We start from the raw sequence: 16859 nt of genomic DNA on the forward strand, positions 1-16859 counted from the left end.
GCGACGACGGTCAGGCCGGCGCCATCGCGGCCTCGATCACCGTGAGCTCCTCGGGCAGCCCGGCGGCGCGGCGGATCGCGGCGAACTCGGTGACCATGGCCGCGGTGATCTCGTGCGGGTCGTCGAGGGTCACCGCGTCGGTCAGCACCGAGATGTTGAGCTGGTCGACGTAGCTCCACACGGTGATGTTGACGCCGGCACCCGCGGTGAGCGGACCCACCGAATAGATCTCGGTGACCAATGCCCCGCCGACCCGGCCGTGCGCGCGCGGGCCGGGCACGTTGGAGACGTTGAGATTGAGGGTCTTGTTCTGGCCTTCGGACAGCGACATCCGCCGGAACAGCGCCTCCATCGCCGCGGGCGGGAAGTAGGCCGCCCACTGGGTGATCAACTCGGGGCCGATCAGCTGGTTGGTCTCCTTGGCTTCGGTGGCCGCCGCGCTCACCCGCCGCACCCGCTCCAACGAGTCGTCGCTGTCCACCGGCAGCGGCACCAACACGCCGCTGAACCGGTTGCCGGAGATCCGTTCCGGGGAGAAGTCATATCCCATCGGCACCGATGCCAGCAGCGGGTGGTCGGCGTTGCCGTCGTACCGCAGGAGCAGGGTGCGCAACGCGCCCGCCGCGATCGACAGCACCATGTCGTTGATCGTCACACCGAGGGTCTTGCCGGTCGCCTTGATGTCGGCCAGGGCCAGCGTGGCGGTGGCGAACCGCCGGCCCGGGGTGAGCACATGGTTCATGAAGCTCGGCGGCGGGGTGAACGGGCGGGTCAACTCCGGGGAAAGCCGTCGGCCGCTGCGGCGCACCCGGCCCAGCCCGGCGCCGGTGTAGCGCATGGTGGCCGGGATCCGGCCCAGCTGGCGCAGGTGGTCGCGGAAGGCCGACCGGACCAGCTCACCGCGGGTCGGCGGCGGGTCGGTGGGATAGTCGCGCACCACATCGCGGCCGCGCTGTAAGTCCATGCCCTGGGCCATCAGGTTGGCCGAGGCCACCCCGTCGGCCAGCGCGTGATGGATCTTGCCGACCACCGCGATGCGGTTGTTGGCCAACCCCTCGATGAAATACATCTCCCACAGCGGCCTGCTGCGGTCCAGCGCGGTGCTGGCGATCTCGCCGATCGCCTCGTCGAGTTCACGCCGGCCGCCCGGCGCGGGCAGCCGCCACGGCCGCACGTGGTAGTCCAGGTCGACTTCGCAGTTCTCCCGCCACATCGGGTGATGGAACTTGAACGGGATGTCGACCAACTGGTAGCGGAACGGCTCCAGCTTGTACAGCCGGCCGCGCAGCACCGCCCGGAACTGCTCGACGTTGAAGTCGCGGTGCTCGGCGTCGAGTTCGATCACCGCCACCTTGAGGGTGTGCATGTGGACGTTGGGCGTCTCGCTGTAGAGCAAGACCGCATCCCAGCCACTCAACCGTTTCACCGCGGTACCTCCTGCCCGGGACGATACCGTCGGCCCGGGCCCAGCTGGGCTAGATCGCCGCTTTAACGCCGACTTTCGCGCTGTTGCGATGAATCTCGTTGAGGAACAGTCCGATTGCGGTAACCGCGGTCCCGGTCCGCGCACCGTCGGTCATGTCGAAGCCGTGGCCGGCGCCGGGCAGTTCCAGATACCCCACCTCGGCGCGCGACACCTGCCGCAACCGGTCGACGAACACGCGGGCCTGCTCCACCGGGATCACGGTGTCGCGGCTGCCGTGCACCGCCAGCAGCGGCGGCGCCTGCGGGTGGATCCGCGCGATCGGCGAGGCGTCGCGGAAGACCTCGGGGGTCCGCCGGATCGAGTTCTGCACCACGATCCGTTGCAGGAAGTCGACGAACTGCTCGCGTTCCCGGGTGGACCGGTCCTGCCAGTCGTAGCGGCCGTAGATCGGCACCACCGCGTCGACCGAGGTGTCCGCCCCCTCCGGCAGATCCGCGCCGAGGGCCGGGTCACCGGCGGTCAGCCCGGCCAGCGCGGCCAGGTGCCCGCCCGCCGAACAGCCGGCGATCGCCACGAAGTTGCGGTCCCCGCCGAACTTGTCGACGTTGGCGCGGGCCCACGCGATCGCGGTCTTGACGTCGACCAGGTGGCTGGGCCACGGGTTGTGCGGCGCGACCCGGTACTCGACCGACAGGCAGACCCAGCCCTGCTGGGCCAGGTGCGCCATCAGCGCGTAGCCCTGCAGGGTGCGGCTGCCGTGCACCCAGGCCCCGCCGGGGACGAAGATCAGCACCGGCGCCCGCCCGCCGGGCAGGTCGCGACGACGCCACACGTCCAGCAGCTGGGTGGGTTGGCTGCCGTAGCGCACCGCGCTGCGGTGCAGGTAGCGGCGGTGCTGCAGCGCCCGCAGCGCGGGCGGTGTGCGGTCCGGCTCGGGCCAGTCGGTGGCGAGCGCGTCGGCGGGCAGCAGGTCGCGCAGCGCGTCGCGGGCGGCGGGCCGGACCTGCTCGCGCTCCTGACGACGCAGCGCGCCGCTGCCGGGCGCCAGCCAGGTGCGCGCGGTGGTGGACAGGAAATCCGGCAGGTGGCGGGTGCCCCACACACTCATCGCGGTCACCCCGCCGAGTGGCTCCAGGTGCCTGCCGATCACCGGAAGCGACGCCGACGCCTGGCTGAGCGCCAGCATGTAGTCGCTCGGGCGGGCCCGCAGCAACCAGCGCGCACGGCCGACCAAACTGGTTTCCGGCTTAGCCATGTGCCGCAGCTTACCCCCGGCACGCCAGCGGATCGGCAGGTTGGGGGTTTGCCGCGGGCCGGCGCCGCGGCCGCCGAGCCCGGCGACGGCGCCCGGTGCGTTGTTTAGGCTGGCTGAAGACCTGGCCGCAGACGACGGACGAGCGGGAGCCCCTGCATGCGATTCAACCCACCCCCGAACTGGCCGCCCACCCCGCCGGGATGGGCCCCGGATCCGCAGTGGCAACCCGAGCCGGCGTGGGGCCCGGCGCCGCCCGGCTGGCAGTTCTGGGTCGACGACGCCGCGCCCGGCCCGATGGGAGCCTCGCCCTACCCCGGGGCGCCGGCGACCCCGCCGGGCTACCCCGGCGCCTCGGCGCCGTACCCGCCGGGCTACCCCGGCGCGCACCCACCCGGCTACCCGGGTCCGGCCAAGTCGCGGACCGGGCTGTGGCTGGGCCTGGCCGCGCTGGCCGTGGTGGTCGTGCTGGCGGCCGGGACCCTGGTCGTCCTGGCAGCGCGCGGCGGCGGTGGCGCGAAACCCTCGGCCAAGGCCGACCTGACCACGCTGAGCAAGGATCTGCTGGTCGACCGGTCGGTGTTCCCCGACATCGCCGACGGCGAGTGGCGCGACTTCCTCAACGACAGCGACGAGGACGACGACCTGATGCCCGGCGACATCACGGTCAGCCCGCAGGAGTGCGCCGACCTGCTGGGCGGCCCGGCCACCGCCACCCAGCGCGCGGCGGCCCGGCTGTCCAGCCGCGACTCCAAGGGGATGCGCTCGGTGGGGGTGAACCTGGTGCTCGGCGGCGACCAGCGCGACGTCCACGACTATCTGGACAAGTGCCGGTCGTTCACGATCAGCACCAGCCTGCCCGGGCTGGACAAGTCGATGGACATGGACGGTGAGGTCAGCCCGCTCGACGTCGACGGCATCCCGTCCTGGGCGGTCGGCTACCGCACCACCACCAGTTCGTCGGTGCCGGGGATCCCGTTCTCCACCGCGATGGACGCCACCGCGATCAGCGGGTACTACCGCGGGGTGCTGGTGGAGGCCTCCTCCGAGCAGATCGTGTCGGGCAAATCCGACCCGACCACGTCAGGTTCCGACCAGGTCGAGGATCTGGTGCGGCTGTTCAACGCCCAGGTCGACAAGCTCGAAGCCGCCCCCTGAGCCGGCTGCCCCGATGCCGCGTTCCGCCCGCGCCGAACGTGCGGCTGGGTTCACGCTCGAGGCCCATCGTGAACCTGGTTTCACGCTCGGCCGGGCATTGAGCGGGCATTAGGCTGCGGGCACCACCCCACTCGAGAGCAGGACCAGCCGAGATGCGTTTCAACCCGCCGCCGAACTGGCCGCCCGCCCCGACCGGTTGGGTTCCCGACCCGTCCTGGCAGCCCGACCCCGCGTGGGGGCCGGTGCCGCCCGGCTGGCCGCTGTGGCTGCCCGACGACGCGCCGGGGCCACCGCCCGCCGCGAGGTCGCGGAAAGCGTTGTGGCTGACCCTGGCCGGGGTGGGCGCGGTGCTCGTCCTCGCGATCGGAGCGGTCGTGGTCGTCGGCCGCGGCGGCGGCGCGGAGCAGAAGCCGTCGACCAAACCCGACATCACCACCTTGGCCGAGGAGATGCTCGTCGATCGTTCGGCGTTCCCCGATCTCGGCGCCGACGCCATCTGGATCAACTCGCTCGACAGCTCCGACGACAAGACGTTCGGGCCGCCGCACGACATGAGTTTCAGCCCCAGCGAATGCGCCGATCTGCTCGGTGAGCCCGCCGCCTCCGAACAGGTCGCCGACGCGGTGCTGTCCCGCTTCGGCGTCGACTCCATGCAAGCCTTCGAGGTGATGCTCAGCGTGGCTCCCGAGCCGCTGCCGCTGGCGGACTACCTCGGGCGCTGCCGCGAGTTCACGATCGTCAACCAGAGCGCCGGGCAGCGCCAAGAAGGCCACGCGACGGTGGAGCCGCTGCGCATCGACGGGGCGCCGCCCTGGTCGCTGGGCTACACCGTGCGGGTGACCGCACCGTCGGCCGCCACCGGCGGCACCAACCACCTGACCGCCCGGGTGCTGGCCGGCTACTACCGCGGTGTGCTCGTCGAGGCGATGGACCGCCGCCAAACCGCTACCGACGCCGAACCCGAGACCGACGACCGGGTGCTGGACCTGTTCACCGCGCAGGTCGACCGGTTGGAGGCGGCACCGTGAGCGGCGTCCACAGCGATCTGACCGGGTTGTCCCGGCTGATCCCGCGCGCCTCGCTGAGCCGGCGCAACCTGCGGCTCGTCCGCGCCGGGTCGCGACTGGCCCCGCCCATCCGGGGTGTCGAGGTGCTCACCCTGCCCACCGGCGCGCGACTACGCCTGCACCAGCCGCCTCGGCCAGCGAGCCCCACCCCCGCGCTGTTGTGGCTGCACGGCGGCGGATACGTACTCGGCACGGCCCGCCAGGACGACCGGCTGTGCCGGCGGTTGGCCGCGCTGCTCGGCGCCACCGTCGCCGCCCTGGACTACCGGCTGGCGCCGCGGCACCCCTATCCCGCCGCCCTGGACGACGGCGCCGCCGCACTGACCCGGCTGGCCGCGATGCCGACCGTGGACCCGGCGCGGATGGCGGTCGGCGGGGCCAGCGCCGGCGGTGGACTGGCCGCGGCGCTGGCGTTGCGCGCCCGCGACGACGCGACGTTGCCCGACCCGGTGTTACAGGTGCTGTCGTATCCGATGCTCGACGACCGCAGCGCCGGGCTGCCGCCGAATCGGCGCTACCGGTTGTGGACCCCGGCGGCCAACCGGTTCGCCTGGGCGTGCTATCTCGGTGACGCCGACCCGGCGGTGGCGGTGCCGGCCCGCCGCGAGGATCTGCGCGGGGTGGCGCCGGCGTGGATCGGTGTGGGCACCCACGACCTGTTCCACGGCGAATGCCTGGCCTACGCGGACCGGTTGATCAGCGCCGGCGTGGCCTGTCAGCTCGAGGTCGTCCCGGGCGCCTTCCACGGATTCGACTTGCTGGCTCCCTGGAAGACGGTGTCGCAGAACTATTTCGCCAGTCAGTGCCGCGCACTGCACGCCGCGTTCGCCACGGGGAGCTGATCGAATGTCCGAACACAGTGCGCTGCGCAGCGCGGTGGCCGACCTGATGGCCAAACACAGCACCGAGGCCGCCGTGCGGGCCCTGATGGCCACCGAAACCGGATTCGACCCGCAGGTGTGGGGACAGCTGGCGACGACGGGCCTGCTCGGGTTGACCATCCCGGAGACCTACGGCGGGGCCGGCGCCGGGCCCGTGGAGCTGGCCGTCGCGGCCGAGGAGATGGGTCGGGCGCTGCTGGTCGCGCCGTTCCTGTCCACCGCGGTGCTGGCACCGGCGCTGCTCGCCGCCACCGGCGACACCGCCGAGCAGGCCGCCGTGCTGCCGCGCATCGCCGCCGGCGAGGTCGTGGTCAGCGTGGCCTTCGCCGAGGACGGTTCGGCGCGGCCCCCGGCGCGCATCGCCACCTCCGCCGGTGCGATCGGCGACGCCTGGCATCTGACCGGCTACAAGCACTACGTGCTCGACGCCGGCCGGGCGGATCTGCTGTACGTGCTGGCCGCCACCGACGCCGGACCGGGCATCTTCGCCGTCGACGCCGGTGCGGCGGGCCTGACGAGCACGGCGGTGAGCACCGTCGACCAGACCCGCAAGCAGTACCGGGTGCAGTTCGTCGACACCCCGGCCCGGCTGATCGGGACGGCCGGCTCCGGCGCGGCGGCGCTGGCCGAGGCGCTGGATAAGACCGCGATCGCCCTGCTCGCCGGGCAGGCCGGCGGCGCGCACCGGGCGATGCGGATGGCGGTGGACTACGCGCGGTCCCGGTTCCAGTTCGGTCGGGCGATCGGCAGCTTCCAGGCGGTCAAGCACCTCTGCGCCGACATGCTGCTGGAAGCCGAGTCGGCGGTCTCGGCCGCCCGTCATGTCGCCGCCGCCTTCGCCGACGGCTCCCCCTCGGCGGTCGCCGATTTGGCGCTGGCGCAGGCCTACTGCTCGGAGGCGTTCGTCTTCGTCGCCGCGACCGGAATCCAGGTGCACGGTGGGATCGGCTTCACCTGGGAGCATCCGGCGCATCTGTATCTGCGCCGGGCCCGCAGCGACGCCCAACTGCTGGGCGCCCCCGCCTGGCACCGGGAACGCTACCTACAGCAGATCGGAGCATGACCGTGGCAACCGATGCGGAACTGCGCGACGAGGTACGGGAGTGGCTCGCGGCCAACTGGTCGCCCGACGCCGAGCGGGCGCGCTACGCCCAGGCGGTGGTCGACGCCGGTTGGGCGGTGCCCAGCTGGGAACCGGAATGGTACGGCCGCGGCCTGTCCGACGCCCAGTCCCGGTTGGTGGCAGCGGAATTCCGGTCCGCCGGGGCGCCGGGCTCCGGGCATGACCGGGCCAACCTGTTCGCCTGCACGCTGCACGACCGCGGCAGCGACGAGCAGAAGCGTCGGCTGATCCCGCCGTCGATCCGCGGGGAGAGCAAGTGGTGTCTGCTCTACAGCGAGCCGGGGGCGGGCAGCGACCTGGCGGGTCTGCGCACCCGCGCCGAACGCGACGGCGACGAGTGGGTGATCACCGGGCAGAAAGTGTGGACCTCGTTCGCCACCACCGCCGACTACGGCATGCTGGTGGCGCGCACCGACGTGGATGTGCCCAAACACCAGGGCATCACGTTCTTCATGCTGCCGATGCGGCAGCCCGGGGTGCAGGTCCGCCCGATCCATCAGATCACCGGGGAGTCGGAGTTCAACGAGGTTTTCCTCGACGGCGCGCGGGTCGCCGACGCCGACCGGGTGGGCGCGCCCGGCGAGGGCTGGTCGGTGCTGCAGGTGGCGCTGGGCTACGAGCGCAGGCTGATGGGCGATCTGGCCCGCACCACCCAGCGCGGCCAGCGCCCGCAGGGCGAGCACCGGCTGGTCGAGTTGGCGCGGGAACTGGGCTGCCTGCACGACGCGCACCTCCGCCAGCAGATCGCCCGGCTGGCGGCACTGGCGACGGTGAACCGCTGGAACACCCGGCGAGCCAAGGCCACCGCCGACCGTGCCGAGGCGGCCACCCTTTCCGCGCTGGGCAAGATCGCGATGTCGCGGATCCTGCACGAAACCGCGCGGGTGGAGACCGAGATCGTCGGGCCGGAGGCCATGCTCGCCGGCCCGGAGAACCCGATCGGTGACGGCGTCACGTTCCGCGCGCTCAACGCCTACTTCACCTCGATCGGCGGCGGCACCGACCAGATCCAGCGCAACATCATCGGCGAGCGGGTGCTGGGGTTGCCGAAAGAGCCGGATCCTTACCGGGACAGCCCGTTTCGCGACCTGCCGTTCGGCTGACGCTCTAGAACTGCAGCGCGGAGAACCGCCAGTCCAGCACGGGTCGGTCCGCGGCGTCGTCGGCGCCGGCCGCGGCGTACACCAGCGACCGCAGGCGCAGCAGCCCGCCCCGGTCGGTGGGTTCGGCGGATTCGACGTGCAGTTCGCTGTGGAGGGTGTCGCCCTCGTACACCGGCGCGGTGTGGTCGCAGGACTGCCAGGCCAACACGGTGGCCAGATTCGGCAGCAGCCTGCCGGCCTGCGCCAGGGCCAGCCCGATGGTGTGCCCACCGTAGACCAACCGTCGCCCACGCCCCCGCGAATCGTGGTGCGCGGCAGCGACGTTCAGAGTGAGGCGGGCGAGTTCAGGGGCACTGCTGACGACGTCGGCGCTGCTGACCAGCCGGACGCCGGCCAACTCGGGGTCGAAGTGCGGTCCGGGCACCCGGCTGCGGAACTCCGCGGCGTCCCAGTGCTCCGTCGGGTCGACCGGCGGCAGCGCCGCGTCGGCACCGACCTCGGTCAGGTCGTCGGCCGGTTCGGTGACCGGCTTGCGGGCCGGCAGCATCGCGCACCGGTAGAAGTCCAGCACCAGCCGATCCTGCTGGTCGACGGTGGTCATCCGCAGCGCGGCCAGCCCGGTGGGTGCCCGGCCGGGCCGCACCGAGTTCGCCCGCAACCCGACCACCTCGGTGCGGGTGCGCAGCGTGTCACCGAGGACCGGGAAGCGGTGGAAGACCAGCCCGCGGTAGAACAGGTTGGCCTTGACCTGCCGGGTGACCAGGGTGGACTGCCCGATCGCGACGTCGGTGACCAAAGCCGGGTGCGCCAGCGGGCCCGGCGCCCCGGTGACCGCCGCGGCGAGCTCGCCGTCCAAAGACAGCCGCAGCCGGTCCCCGACGATCGACTGGTGCACCGCCGCCACCCCGGCGGACAACGTCATCGACGGCGCCTGGTCAAAGACCTGCCCGACCGACAGCTCGTCGAAGTAGGGCCCGTCGTTCATGCCGCCTCCGCTTGGGTCACCATGGCGGTACCGATACTGGCACAACCGAAGGAGCGCCGGTGCGCACCGAGCTGACCACCGAGGAATCCCTGCTGGTGGAGACCGTGCGCGCGTTCATCGACCGGGACGTCAAACCCTCGGTGCGCGAGGTCGAACACGCCAACACCTACCCCGAAGCCTGGATCGAGCAGATGAAACAGCTCGGCATCTACGGGCTGGCGGTGCCGGAGGAGCACGGCGGCACGCCGGTGTCGACCTGGTGTTACGCGCTGGTCACCCAGGAGCTCGCGCGCGGCTGGATGAGCCTGGCCGGCGCGATGGGCGGGCACACCGTCGTCGCCCGGCTGCTGGACCTGTTCGGCACCGCCGAACAGAAACGGACCTACCTGCCGCTGCTGGCCACCGGCGAGGTGCGGGCCACGATGGCGTTGACCGAACCCGGCGGCGGCAGCGACCTGCAGAACATGACCACCACCGCCGTCGACGGCGGGGACGGCACGCTGCGCATCACCGGGGCCAAGACCTGGATCTCCAACGCGCGCCGCTCCGGGCTGATCGCGGTGCTGGCCAAGACCGATCCGGCGGCCAGCCCGGCGCACGCCGGGATCTCGGTGCTGCTGGTGGAGAATCCCAGCGCCGGGCTGACGGTCTCGCGGGACCTGCCCAAGCTGGGCTACAAGGGGGTGGAGAGCTGCGAGCTGGTCTTCGACGACTGTGGCGTGGCGGCCGCGGCGATTCTCGGCGGGGTGCCCGGCCGCGGGTTCGCCCAGATGATGAAGGGGCTGGAGACCGGGCGCATCCAGGTGGCCGCGCGGGCGCTGGGGGTGGCCACCGCGGCGCTGGAGGACGCGCTGGCCTACGCCCAGCAGCGGGAGAGCTTCGGCAAACCCATCTGGAAGCATCAGAGCGTCGGCAACTACCTGGCCGACATGGCGACTCAGCTCACCGCGGCCCGCCAGCTCACCCGGCACGCCGCCGACCGCTACGACAGCGGTGAGCGCGCCGACCTCGAGGCGGGAATGGCCAAGCTGTTCGCCTCCGAGATGGCGATGCAGGTGGCGCTCAACGCCGTTCGCATCCACGGCGGCTACGGCTACTCCACCGAATTCGACGTGGAACGCTATTTCCGTGATGCGCCGCTGATGATCGTCGGCGAAGGCACCAACGAGATCCAGCGCAACGTGATCGCCGCGCAGCTGGTGGCCCGCGGCGGCCTGTGAGGACCGTGCCGTGCCACCCCGAGTGCACCCTCAGGTAGGAGAAATCGCCCGGATCGCTCCCTGGTTCTGCACTCGCCGGCGCCGACGGAGCGCCGCCGAGAAAGCGGCGCCTAGCCGGCGTCGTCGAGTCGCTGCTTGAGCGCCTCGAACTCGTCGCGGATGCCGGAGGGCAGCCGGTCGCCGACGAAGGAGAACCACTCCTCGATCAGCGGCAGCTCCTCGCGCCACTCGTCGACGTGGACGGCCAGCGCCGCGTTCACGTCCGAGGCGTCGATGTCCATGCCCGACAGGTCCAGGTCGTCGGCGCTGGGCACGGTGCCGATCGCGGTGCTGGTGCCCTCGCCGCGGCCTTCGACCCGCTCGATGATCCACTTGAGCACCCGGGAGTTCTCCCCGAAGCCCGGCCACAGGAACCGGCCGTCCTCGCCGCGCCGGAACCAGTTGACGAAGAACACCTTCGGCATCTTGGTCTCGTCGGCGTTCTTGCCCAGGTTGATCCAGTGCGCGAAGTAGTCGCCGACGTTGTAGCCGCAGAACGGCAGCATCGCCATCGGGTCGCGGCGCACGGTGCCGACCTTGCCCTCGGCGGCGGCGGTCTGCTCGCTGCCCAGGGTGGCGCCGATGAACACCCCGTGCTGCCAGTCCCGGGCCTCGGTCACCAGCGGCACCGTCGTCTTGCGCCGGCCGCCGAACAGGATCGCCGAGATCGGCACACCCTGCGGGTCGTCCCACTCCGGGGCCAGGATGGGGCACTGCGACATCGGGGTGCAGTAGCGCGAGTTCGGGTGGGCGGCCTTGGTTTCCGCTTCCCGCAGGATCCAGTCCTGACCCTTCCAGTCGATCAGGTGTTCCGGCTCGTTCTCCAGGCCCTCCCACCACACGTCGCGGTCGTCGGTGAGCGCGACGTTGGTGAAGATGGTGTTGCCGCCCTCGATGGTGTGCATCGCGTTCGGGTTCGACGACCAGTTGGTGCCCGGCGCCACCCCGAAGAAGCCGAACTCGGGGTTGACCGCGTACAGGCGGCCGTCCTCGCCGAACCGCATCCAGGCGATGTCGTCGCCGAGGGTCTCGGCGCGCCAGCCCGGGATGGTGGGCTGGATCATGGCCAGGTTGGTCTTGCCGCACGCCGACGGGAACGCCGCCGCGATGTAGTAGGCCTTGTCCTCCGGGGAGATGAGTTTGAGGATCAGCATGTGCTCGGCCAGCCAGCCCTCGTCGTGGGCCATCGCCGAAGCGATGCGCAGCGAGTAGCACTTCTTGCCGAGCAGCGCGTTGCCGCCGTAGCCGGAGCCGTAGCTCCAGATCTCGCGGGTCTCCGGGAAGTGGGTGATGTATTTGGTGTCGTTGCACGGCCACGGCACGTCGGTCTGGCCGGGCTCCAGCGGGGCGCCCACCGAGTGCAGCGCCTTGACGAAGAACCCGTCGTCGCCGAGCTTGTCCAGCGCCGCCTTACCCATCCGGGTCATGATCTTCATCGAGACGACGACGTATTCGGAGTCGGTGATCTCCACCCCGAGCTTGGGGTCCTCGGCGCCGAGCGGCCCCATACAGAACGGCACCACCCACATGGTGCGCCCGCGCATGCAGCCGCGATAGAGCTCGGTCATCTTCGCGCGCATCTCGGCCGGGTCCATCCAGTTGTTGGTCGGTCCGGCGTCGATCTCCCGCTCCGTGCAGATGAAGGTGCGCGACTCCACCCGGGCCACGTCCGCCGGGTCGGAGAGCGCCAGATAGGAGTTGGGTTTCAGCTCGTCGTTGAGCCGCTGGAAGGTGCCCGCCTCGACCAGTTGGTCGCTGAGCCGGCGCCACTCCTCGTCGGAGCCGTCCGCGAACGCCACCCGGTCGGGTTGAGTGAGCTCGGCGATCTCCCGCACCCAGTCCAGCAGCCCTTGATGGGTGGTCGGCGCGTTCTGCAACCCGGGGACGGTCGCTGAGGTCATGGAACTCTCCTGTGTCGGTTGCGCGGTCCTTAATAACCCTTTAATAGAGGTTATCGTGACCAGCGCCGTCGGGGTGCAGCGGGCGCATACGCTCGGCCGACACCGCCGCGAGCACGGTTCGGGCCGCCAGCATCCGGGTCGCGATCCGCTGCGCGGTGACCGCCCGCAACGTCGCGGCCACCTCCCCCACCCACCGTTCCAGCAGCGCCCGCCGCTGCAACAGGCCGCGGACGCTCACCAGCCACGACGCGACCGCCAGCCCGGCCGTCGCCCCCGCGGCCAGCTCCGCGGGCGTGGTCGCGGGGGTGATCTCGGTGAGCAGCCGGGTCAGGGACAGCCCCGCCCCCATCCCGAATCCGGTCCCCAGCAGCCGGGTCAGCCGCGCCTCCAGCGGGCGCGCGGCCGGCGGGTCGGGCAGCTGCGGCTGTGGACACGGCCCGGCCTGCGGGAACGTCACCGCCGGGGCGGTGAGCGCGACAACGCCGGCCAGGGTCGCGGAGATGTCGGCGTCGACCTCCGCGACGGTGGCGGCGGCCAGCCGGCGCACCCGCGCGGGGAACCCGGCCAGGTCCCGCCGGGGCAGCTCGGTGGTCTCGTGCTGCAGCGCGCTGCGCAGGGCATCGCAGCGGTACCGGGCCAGATAGCCCACCTGCAGGCCGGCCCGGTGCAGCCGCGCGCGGGGCCCGGCCCCGGACGCGCCCCCGTCCTCGGTGGACATCTTCGTTCCCTCCGGTCCCCCCTCGGCCGTCGCCATCCCCCGCCATGGTGGGGCGGGCCCGGGCCGGGCGCGAGTCACCCAGGCAACTGTTGGGTATCAATCTGGGCCTCCGGGCTGAGCGCGGCGGCGCCGATGGGCCACCATGGACGGGTGCATGCGCAAGACGAAGCGGCCCCGCCGCAGTCCGCGGCCCCGCAGCGCGGCGGCATGTTTCCGCGCACCACCAGTTTCCGGTCGCGGCGCTCGGCGCTCTCCGACGCCCAGCGCCGGATCTGGGAGCAGCGCTGGCCCGAACTGGGCACCGAGGTGCGCTCCCCGGCCGACACCGGCCCGCCCGCGCCGCTGGACACCGCGGCCTGGTTCGGGCGCCGCGCCCCGCTGGTGCTCGACATCGGCTGCGGCACCGGCAGCGCCACCCTGGCCATGGCGCAGGCCGAACCCGAGCTCGACATCCTGGCCGTGGAGGTCTACCGGCGCGGACTGGCGCAGCTGCTCAGCGGGATCGAGCGGGAGAACGTCCCCAATATCCGGCTGATCCGCGGGGACGCCGTCGACGTGCTGCACGACCTGCTCACCCCGGGCTGCCTGACCGGGGTGCGGGTGTTCTTCCCGGATCCGTGGCCCAAGGCGCGTCACCACAAACGCCGGCTGCTGCAGGCGCCCACGGTGGCGCTCATCGCCGACCGGCTGCGCCCCGGCGGGGTGCTGCACGCCGCGACCGATCACGCCGACTACGCCGAGCAGATCGCCGAGGTCGGCGACGCCGAGCCGCGGCTGCGCCGGGCCGGCCCCGGCACCGCCTTGCCGATCTCGGTGGCCCGGCCGGTCACCAAATACGAGAGCAAGGCGCGGGAGGCCGGCCGCGCGGTCACCGAACTGATCTGGGAGAGGCCACCGGGGTGAGCGACGAGGACGAGCCGCAGCGGGTGCTGCTGGTGTGGGACGCCCCCAACCTCGACATGGGGTTGGGTTCCATCCTGGGCCGCCGCCCCACCGGGGTGGAGCGGCCCCGCTTCGACGCGCTGGGCCGCTGGCTGCTGACCCGCACCGGCGATGTCGCCGCGCAGCGCCCCGGCGCGGTGGTCGAACCGGAGGCCACGGTGTTCACCAACATCGCGCCGGGCACCGCCGATGTGGTCCGGCCCTGGGTCGAGGCGCTGCGCAACGTCGGGTTCGCCGTGTTCGCCAAGCCCAAGCTCGACGAGGACAGCGACGTCGACACCGACATGCTCGAGCACATCGCGCTGCGCAACGGGCAGGGGCTGGCCGCGCTCGTGGTCGCCTCCGCCGACGGTCAGGCCTTCCGCGAACCGCTCGAGGAGATCGCCGCGACCGGCACCCCCGTCCAGGTGCTGGGATTTCGCGAACATGCCAGTTGGGCGCTAGCCTCGGATACCTTGGAGTTTGTAGACCTGGAGGACATCGCTGGTGTATTCCGGGAGCCGCTGCCGCGGATCGGTCTCGATTCGCTACCAGAGCAGGGGGCGTGGTTGCAGCCGTTCCGGCCGCTGACTTCACTCCTGTCCTCGCGGGTGTGACAACTGGAGAACCCGGGAGGATCGATGAACCCATTGCGCGAATCGGCGCAGAATCAGCAAGGAGTTTAGGTGTTCGCCTGGTGGGGTCGGATCGTCTATCGATACCGGTTCATCGTGATCGGCGTGATGGTCGCGGTGTGCCTCGGCGGCGGTGTTTTCGGGATGAGCCTGGGCGACCACGTCACCCAGAGCGGCTTCTACGACGACGGCAGCGAATCGGTGCAGGCCTCCATCGCCGGTGACGACACCTACGGACGGGACCGCACCAGCCACGTGGTGGCCGTGTTCACCCCACCGGACGGCAAAACCGTCGACGACAAGGCCTGGCAGAAGGAGATCGTCGACGAGTTGAACACCTTCGTCGACGAGCACGAGGACCAGGTCGTGGGCTGGGTCGGCTGGCTGCGCGCCCCCACCAGCGAAGACCCGGTGGTCAAGGGGATGGCCACCGAGGACCGCAAACACACGTTCGTGTCGATTCCGCTCAAGGGCGACGACGACGACGAGATCTTGAACAACTACCGCGCCGACACCGGCGGGGTCGCCCCCGACCTGGCCAAACTCAACGGCGGCCGGGTGGAGCTGGCGGGGCTGCAGCCGATCGCCGACGCGTTGACCGGCACCATCGCCACCGACCAGCGCCGCATGGAGGTGCTGGCGCTGCCGCTGGTGGCCGTCGTGCTGTTCTTCGTGTTCGGCGGGGTGGTCGCCGCGGTGCTGCCGGTGCTGGTGGGCGGGCTGTCCATCGCCGGGGCGATGGGCATCCTGCGCGGGATCGCCATGTTGGGCCCGGTGCATTTCTTCGCCCAACCGGTCGTCTCACTGATCGGGTTGGGCATCGCGGTGGACTACGGGCTGTTCGTGGTCAGCCGGTTCCGCGAGGAGATCGCCGAGGGCTATGACACCGAGGCCGCGGTGCGGCGCACGGTGATCACCGCCGGGCGCACCGTGGTGTTCTCGGCGGTGCTGATCATCGCCTCCGGCGCCAGCCTGCTGTTGTTGCCGCAGGGCTTCGTCAAGTCGCTGACCTACGCGCTGATCGCCGCGGTGTCGCTGGCGGCGCTGCTGTCGATCACGCTGCTGCCGGCCATCCTCGGTGTGCTGGGCAGCCACGTCGACGCGTTGGGGGTGCGCACGTTGCTGCGCATCCCGTTGCTGCGCGACACCCCGTTCCTGCGCCGCATCGTCGACTGGTTCGCCGAGAAGACCCAGAAGACCAAGACCCGCGAGGAGGTCGAGGCCGGGTTCTGGGGCCGGTTGACCAACTTCGTGATGAAACGCCCGTTGATCTTCGCCATCCCGATCATCATCGGCATGATCATGCTGATCATCCCGCTGAACAAGATGGCGCTGGGCGGCATGAGTGAGAAGTATCTGCCGCCGGACAACCCGGCGCGGGTGGCCCAGGAGGACTTCGACCACCTGTTCCCCAGTTACCGCACCGAACAGTTGACCCTGGTGATCAGCAGCACCGACGGCAGCAAGGTCACCGACGCGCAGGTCAACGACATCCGCAGTAAGGCGGGCGCGATCTCCGGGTTCACCGACGACCACTGGGAGGAGCGGCCGTGTCCGGAGATCGCCGACGGGCCGTGCGTCGACGGTCATCCCAAAGACGACTCGATCCGGGTGATCCAGAGCGGGCTGGAGAACCGCAACGAGGCCGCGCACAAGATCAAGGAGTTGCGTGACATCACCCCGCCCAAGGGGCTGACGGTCTGGGTGGGCGGCACGCCCGCGCTGGAGCAGGACAGCATCCACAGCCTGATCGCCAAGGCACCGCTGATGCTGGTGGTTTTGCTCACCACCACCATGCTGCTGATGTTCCTGGCGTTCGGGTCGCTGGTGTTGCCGATCAAGGCCGCGGTGATGAGCGTGCTGACGCTCGGCTCGACGATGGGGATCTTGACCTGGATCTTCGTCGACGGGCATTTCTCCGGGATACTGAACTTCACCCCGACACCGCTGATGGTGGTGATCATCGCGCTTGTCGTGGCGGTCGGCTACGGGCTGGCCACCGACTACGAGGTGTTCCTGGTCTCCCGGATGGTGGAGGCTCGCGAGTCGGGTATGTCGACCACCGAATCCATCCGGATCGGTACCGCGACCACCGGGCGGCTGATCACCGCGGCGGCCCTGGTGCTGGCCGTGGTCGCCGGCTCGTTCGTCTTCTCCGACCTGGTGATGATGAAGTATCTGGCGTTCGGGTTGATGGCTGCGCTGCTGCTCGACGCCACCGTGGTGCGGATGTTCCTGGTGCCCTCGGTGATGAAGCTGCTCGGCGACGACTGCTGGTGGGCCCCGCGCTGGATGAAGCGGCTGCAGAACCGGATCGGGCTCGGCGAGATCCACCTGCCCGACGAACGCAAACGCCCGGTGGTGCGCAGCACCGATCCGGATGGATTCGGTGGTCGACATACCCGACTCGCGAGCCTCCACCATCCACGA

The 16859-nt window shown here is 71.1% G+C and carries 14 protein-coding genes; 9 read left to right on the forward strand and 5 right to left on the reverse strand.

What is annotated here, in order from left to right; genetic code table 11:
* Positions 1 to 10 precede the first annotated feature (10 nt).
* Both A5643_RS05355 and A5643_RS05360 read right to left on the reverse strand, forming a co-directional pair.
* Entirely contained in the window at positions 11 to 1426 is a 1416-nt protein-coding gene (locus tag A5643_RS05355; RefSeq protein ID WP_066852679.1) for a WS/DGAT/MGAT family O-acyltransferase, read from the reverse strand.
* Positions 1427 to 1475: 49 nt separating this feature from the next.
* Complete coding sequence (locus tag A5643_RS05360; RefSeq protein ID WP_066852682.1) at positions 1476 to 2681, reverse strand: alpha/beta hydrolase; 1206 nt, start codon at positions 2679 to 2681, stop codon at positions 1476 to 1478.
* 156 nt (positions 2682 to 2837) lie between these two features.
* On the opposite strand from A5643_RS05360, the gene A5643_RS18850 reads away from it, so the two are divergent.
* From A5643_RS18850 to A5643_RS05385, 5 genes are all read left to right on the forward strand, one after another.
* Positions 2838 to 3836, forward strand: a complete 999-nt coding sequence (locus A5643_RS18850) for a hypothetical protein (RefSeq protein ID WP_066852685.1) — start codon at positions 2838 to 2840, stop codon at positions 3834 to 3836.
* A gap of 152 nt (positions 3837 to 3988) precedes the next feature.
* Positions 3989 to 4864 (forward strand): hypothetical protein, encoded by an 876-nt coding sequence (locus tag A5643_RS05370; protein WP_066852687.1) that lies wholly within the window; start codon positions 3989 to 3991, stop codon positions 4862 to 4864.
* The gene (locus A5643_RS05375; protein WP_082948745.1) at positions 4861 to 5745 is read left to right on the forward strand and encodes an alpha/beta hydrolase fold domain-containing protein; all 885 of its coding nucleotides are present in this window, start codon (positions 4861 to 4863) and stop codon (positions 5743 to 5745) included. The genes A5643_RS05370 and A5643_RS05375 overlap by 4 nt, the downstream gene beginning before the upstream one ends.
* Before the next feature lie 4 nt (positions 5746 to 5749).
* Complete coding sequence (locus A5643_RS05380) at positions 5750 to 6847, forward strand: acyl-CoA dehydrogenase family protein (RefSeq protein WP_066852690.1); 1098 nt, start codon at positions 5750 to 5752, stop codon at positions 6845 to 6847.
* Positions 6844 to 8010 (forward strand): acyl-CoA dehydrogenase family protein, encoded by a 1167-nt coding sequence (locus A5643_RS05385; RefSeq protein ID WP_066852693.1) that lies wholly within the window; start codon positions 6844 to 6846, stop codon positions 8008 to 8010. The genes A5643_RS05380 and A5643_RS05385 overlap by 4 nt, the downstream gene beginning before the upstream one ends.
* A gap of 4 nt (positions 8011 to 8014) precedes the next feature.
* Here A5643_RS05385 and A5643_RS05390 read toward each other — a convergent pair whose 3' ends face one another.
* Complete coding sequence (locus tag A5643_RS05390) at positions 8015 to 8995, reverse strand: MaoC family dehydratase (RefSeq protein ID WP_066852696.1); 981 nt, start codon at positions 8993 to 8995, stop codon at positions 8015 to 8017.
* 59 nt (positions 8996 to 9054) lie between these two features.
* Here A5643_RS05390 and A5643_RS05395 point away from each other — a divergent pair, with 59 nt between their 5' ends.
* Positions 9055 to 10215: an acyl-CoA dehydrogenase family protein gene (locus A5643_RS05395; protein ID WP_066852699.1), complete on the forward strand. Its 1161-nt coding sequence runs from the start codon at positions 9055 to 9057 to the stop codon at positions 10213 to 10215.
* Between the two features lie 110 nt (positions 10216 to 10325).
* Here the strand turns inward: A5643_RS05395 and A5643_RS05400 are convergent, their stop codons facing one another.
* Together A5643_RS05400 and A5643_RS05405 are read right to left on the reverse strand one after the other, a co-directional pair.
* The gene (locus A5643_RS05400; RefSeq protein ID WP_066852702.1) at positions 10326 to 12155 is read right to left on the reverse strand and encodes a phosphoenolpyruvate carboxykinase (GTP); all 1830 of its coding nucleotides are present in this window, start codon (positions 12153 to 12155) and stop codon (positions 10326 to 10328) included.
* A 40-nt stretch (positions 12156 to 12195) separates the two neighbouring features.
* A complete protein-coding gene (locus tag A5643_RS05405) occupies positions 12196 to 12909 on the reverse strand; it encodes a hypothetical protein (RefSeq protein WP_156628547.1) in 714 nt (237 codons plus the stop codon).
* A 96-nt stretch (positions 12910 to 13005) separates the two neighbouring features.
* Between A5643_RS05405 and trmB the strand changes: the two genes are divergently transcribed.
* The 3 genes from trmB to mmpL3 all read left to right on the forward strand — a co-directional run.
* On the forward strand, positions 13006 to 13776 hold the full coding sequence (gene trmB, locus A5643_RS05410) for a tRNA (guanosine(46)-N7)-methyltransferase TrmB (protein ID WP_066852707.1): 771 nt from the start codon (positions 13006 to 13008) through the stop codon (positions 13774 to 13776).
* Positions 13755 to 14411 carry an NYN domain-containing protein gene (locus tag A5643_RS05415; protein WP_066852719.1) on the forward strand — a complete coding sequence of 219 codons (657 nt, stop codon included), beginning with the start codon at positions 13755 to 13757 and terminating at the stop codon, positions 14409 to 14411. Before trmB ends, A5643_RS05415 begins: the two co-directional genes overlap by 22 nt.
* Positions 14412 to 14480: 69 nt before the next feature.
* Positions 14481 to 16859: trehalose monomycolate exporter MmpL3 (gene mmpL3, locus A5643_RS05420; protein WP_082948746.1), on the forward strand; the 2379-nt coding region annotated here is incomplete at its 3' end.

The organism is Mycobacterium sp. 1274756.6 (assembly GCF_001668625.1).
Taxonomy (GTDB): Bacteria; Actinomycetota; Actinomycetes; order Mycobacteriales; family Mycobacteriaceae; genus Mycobacterium.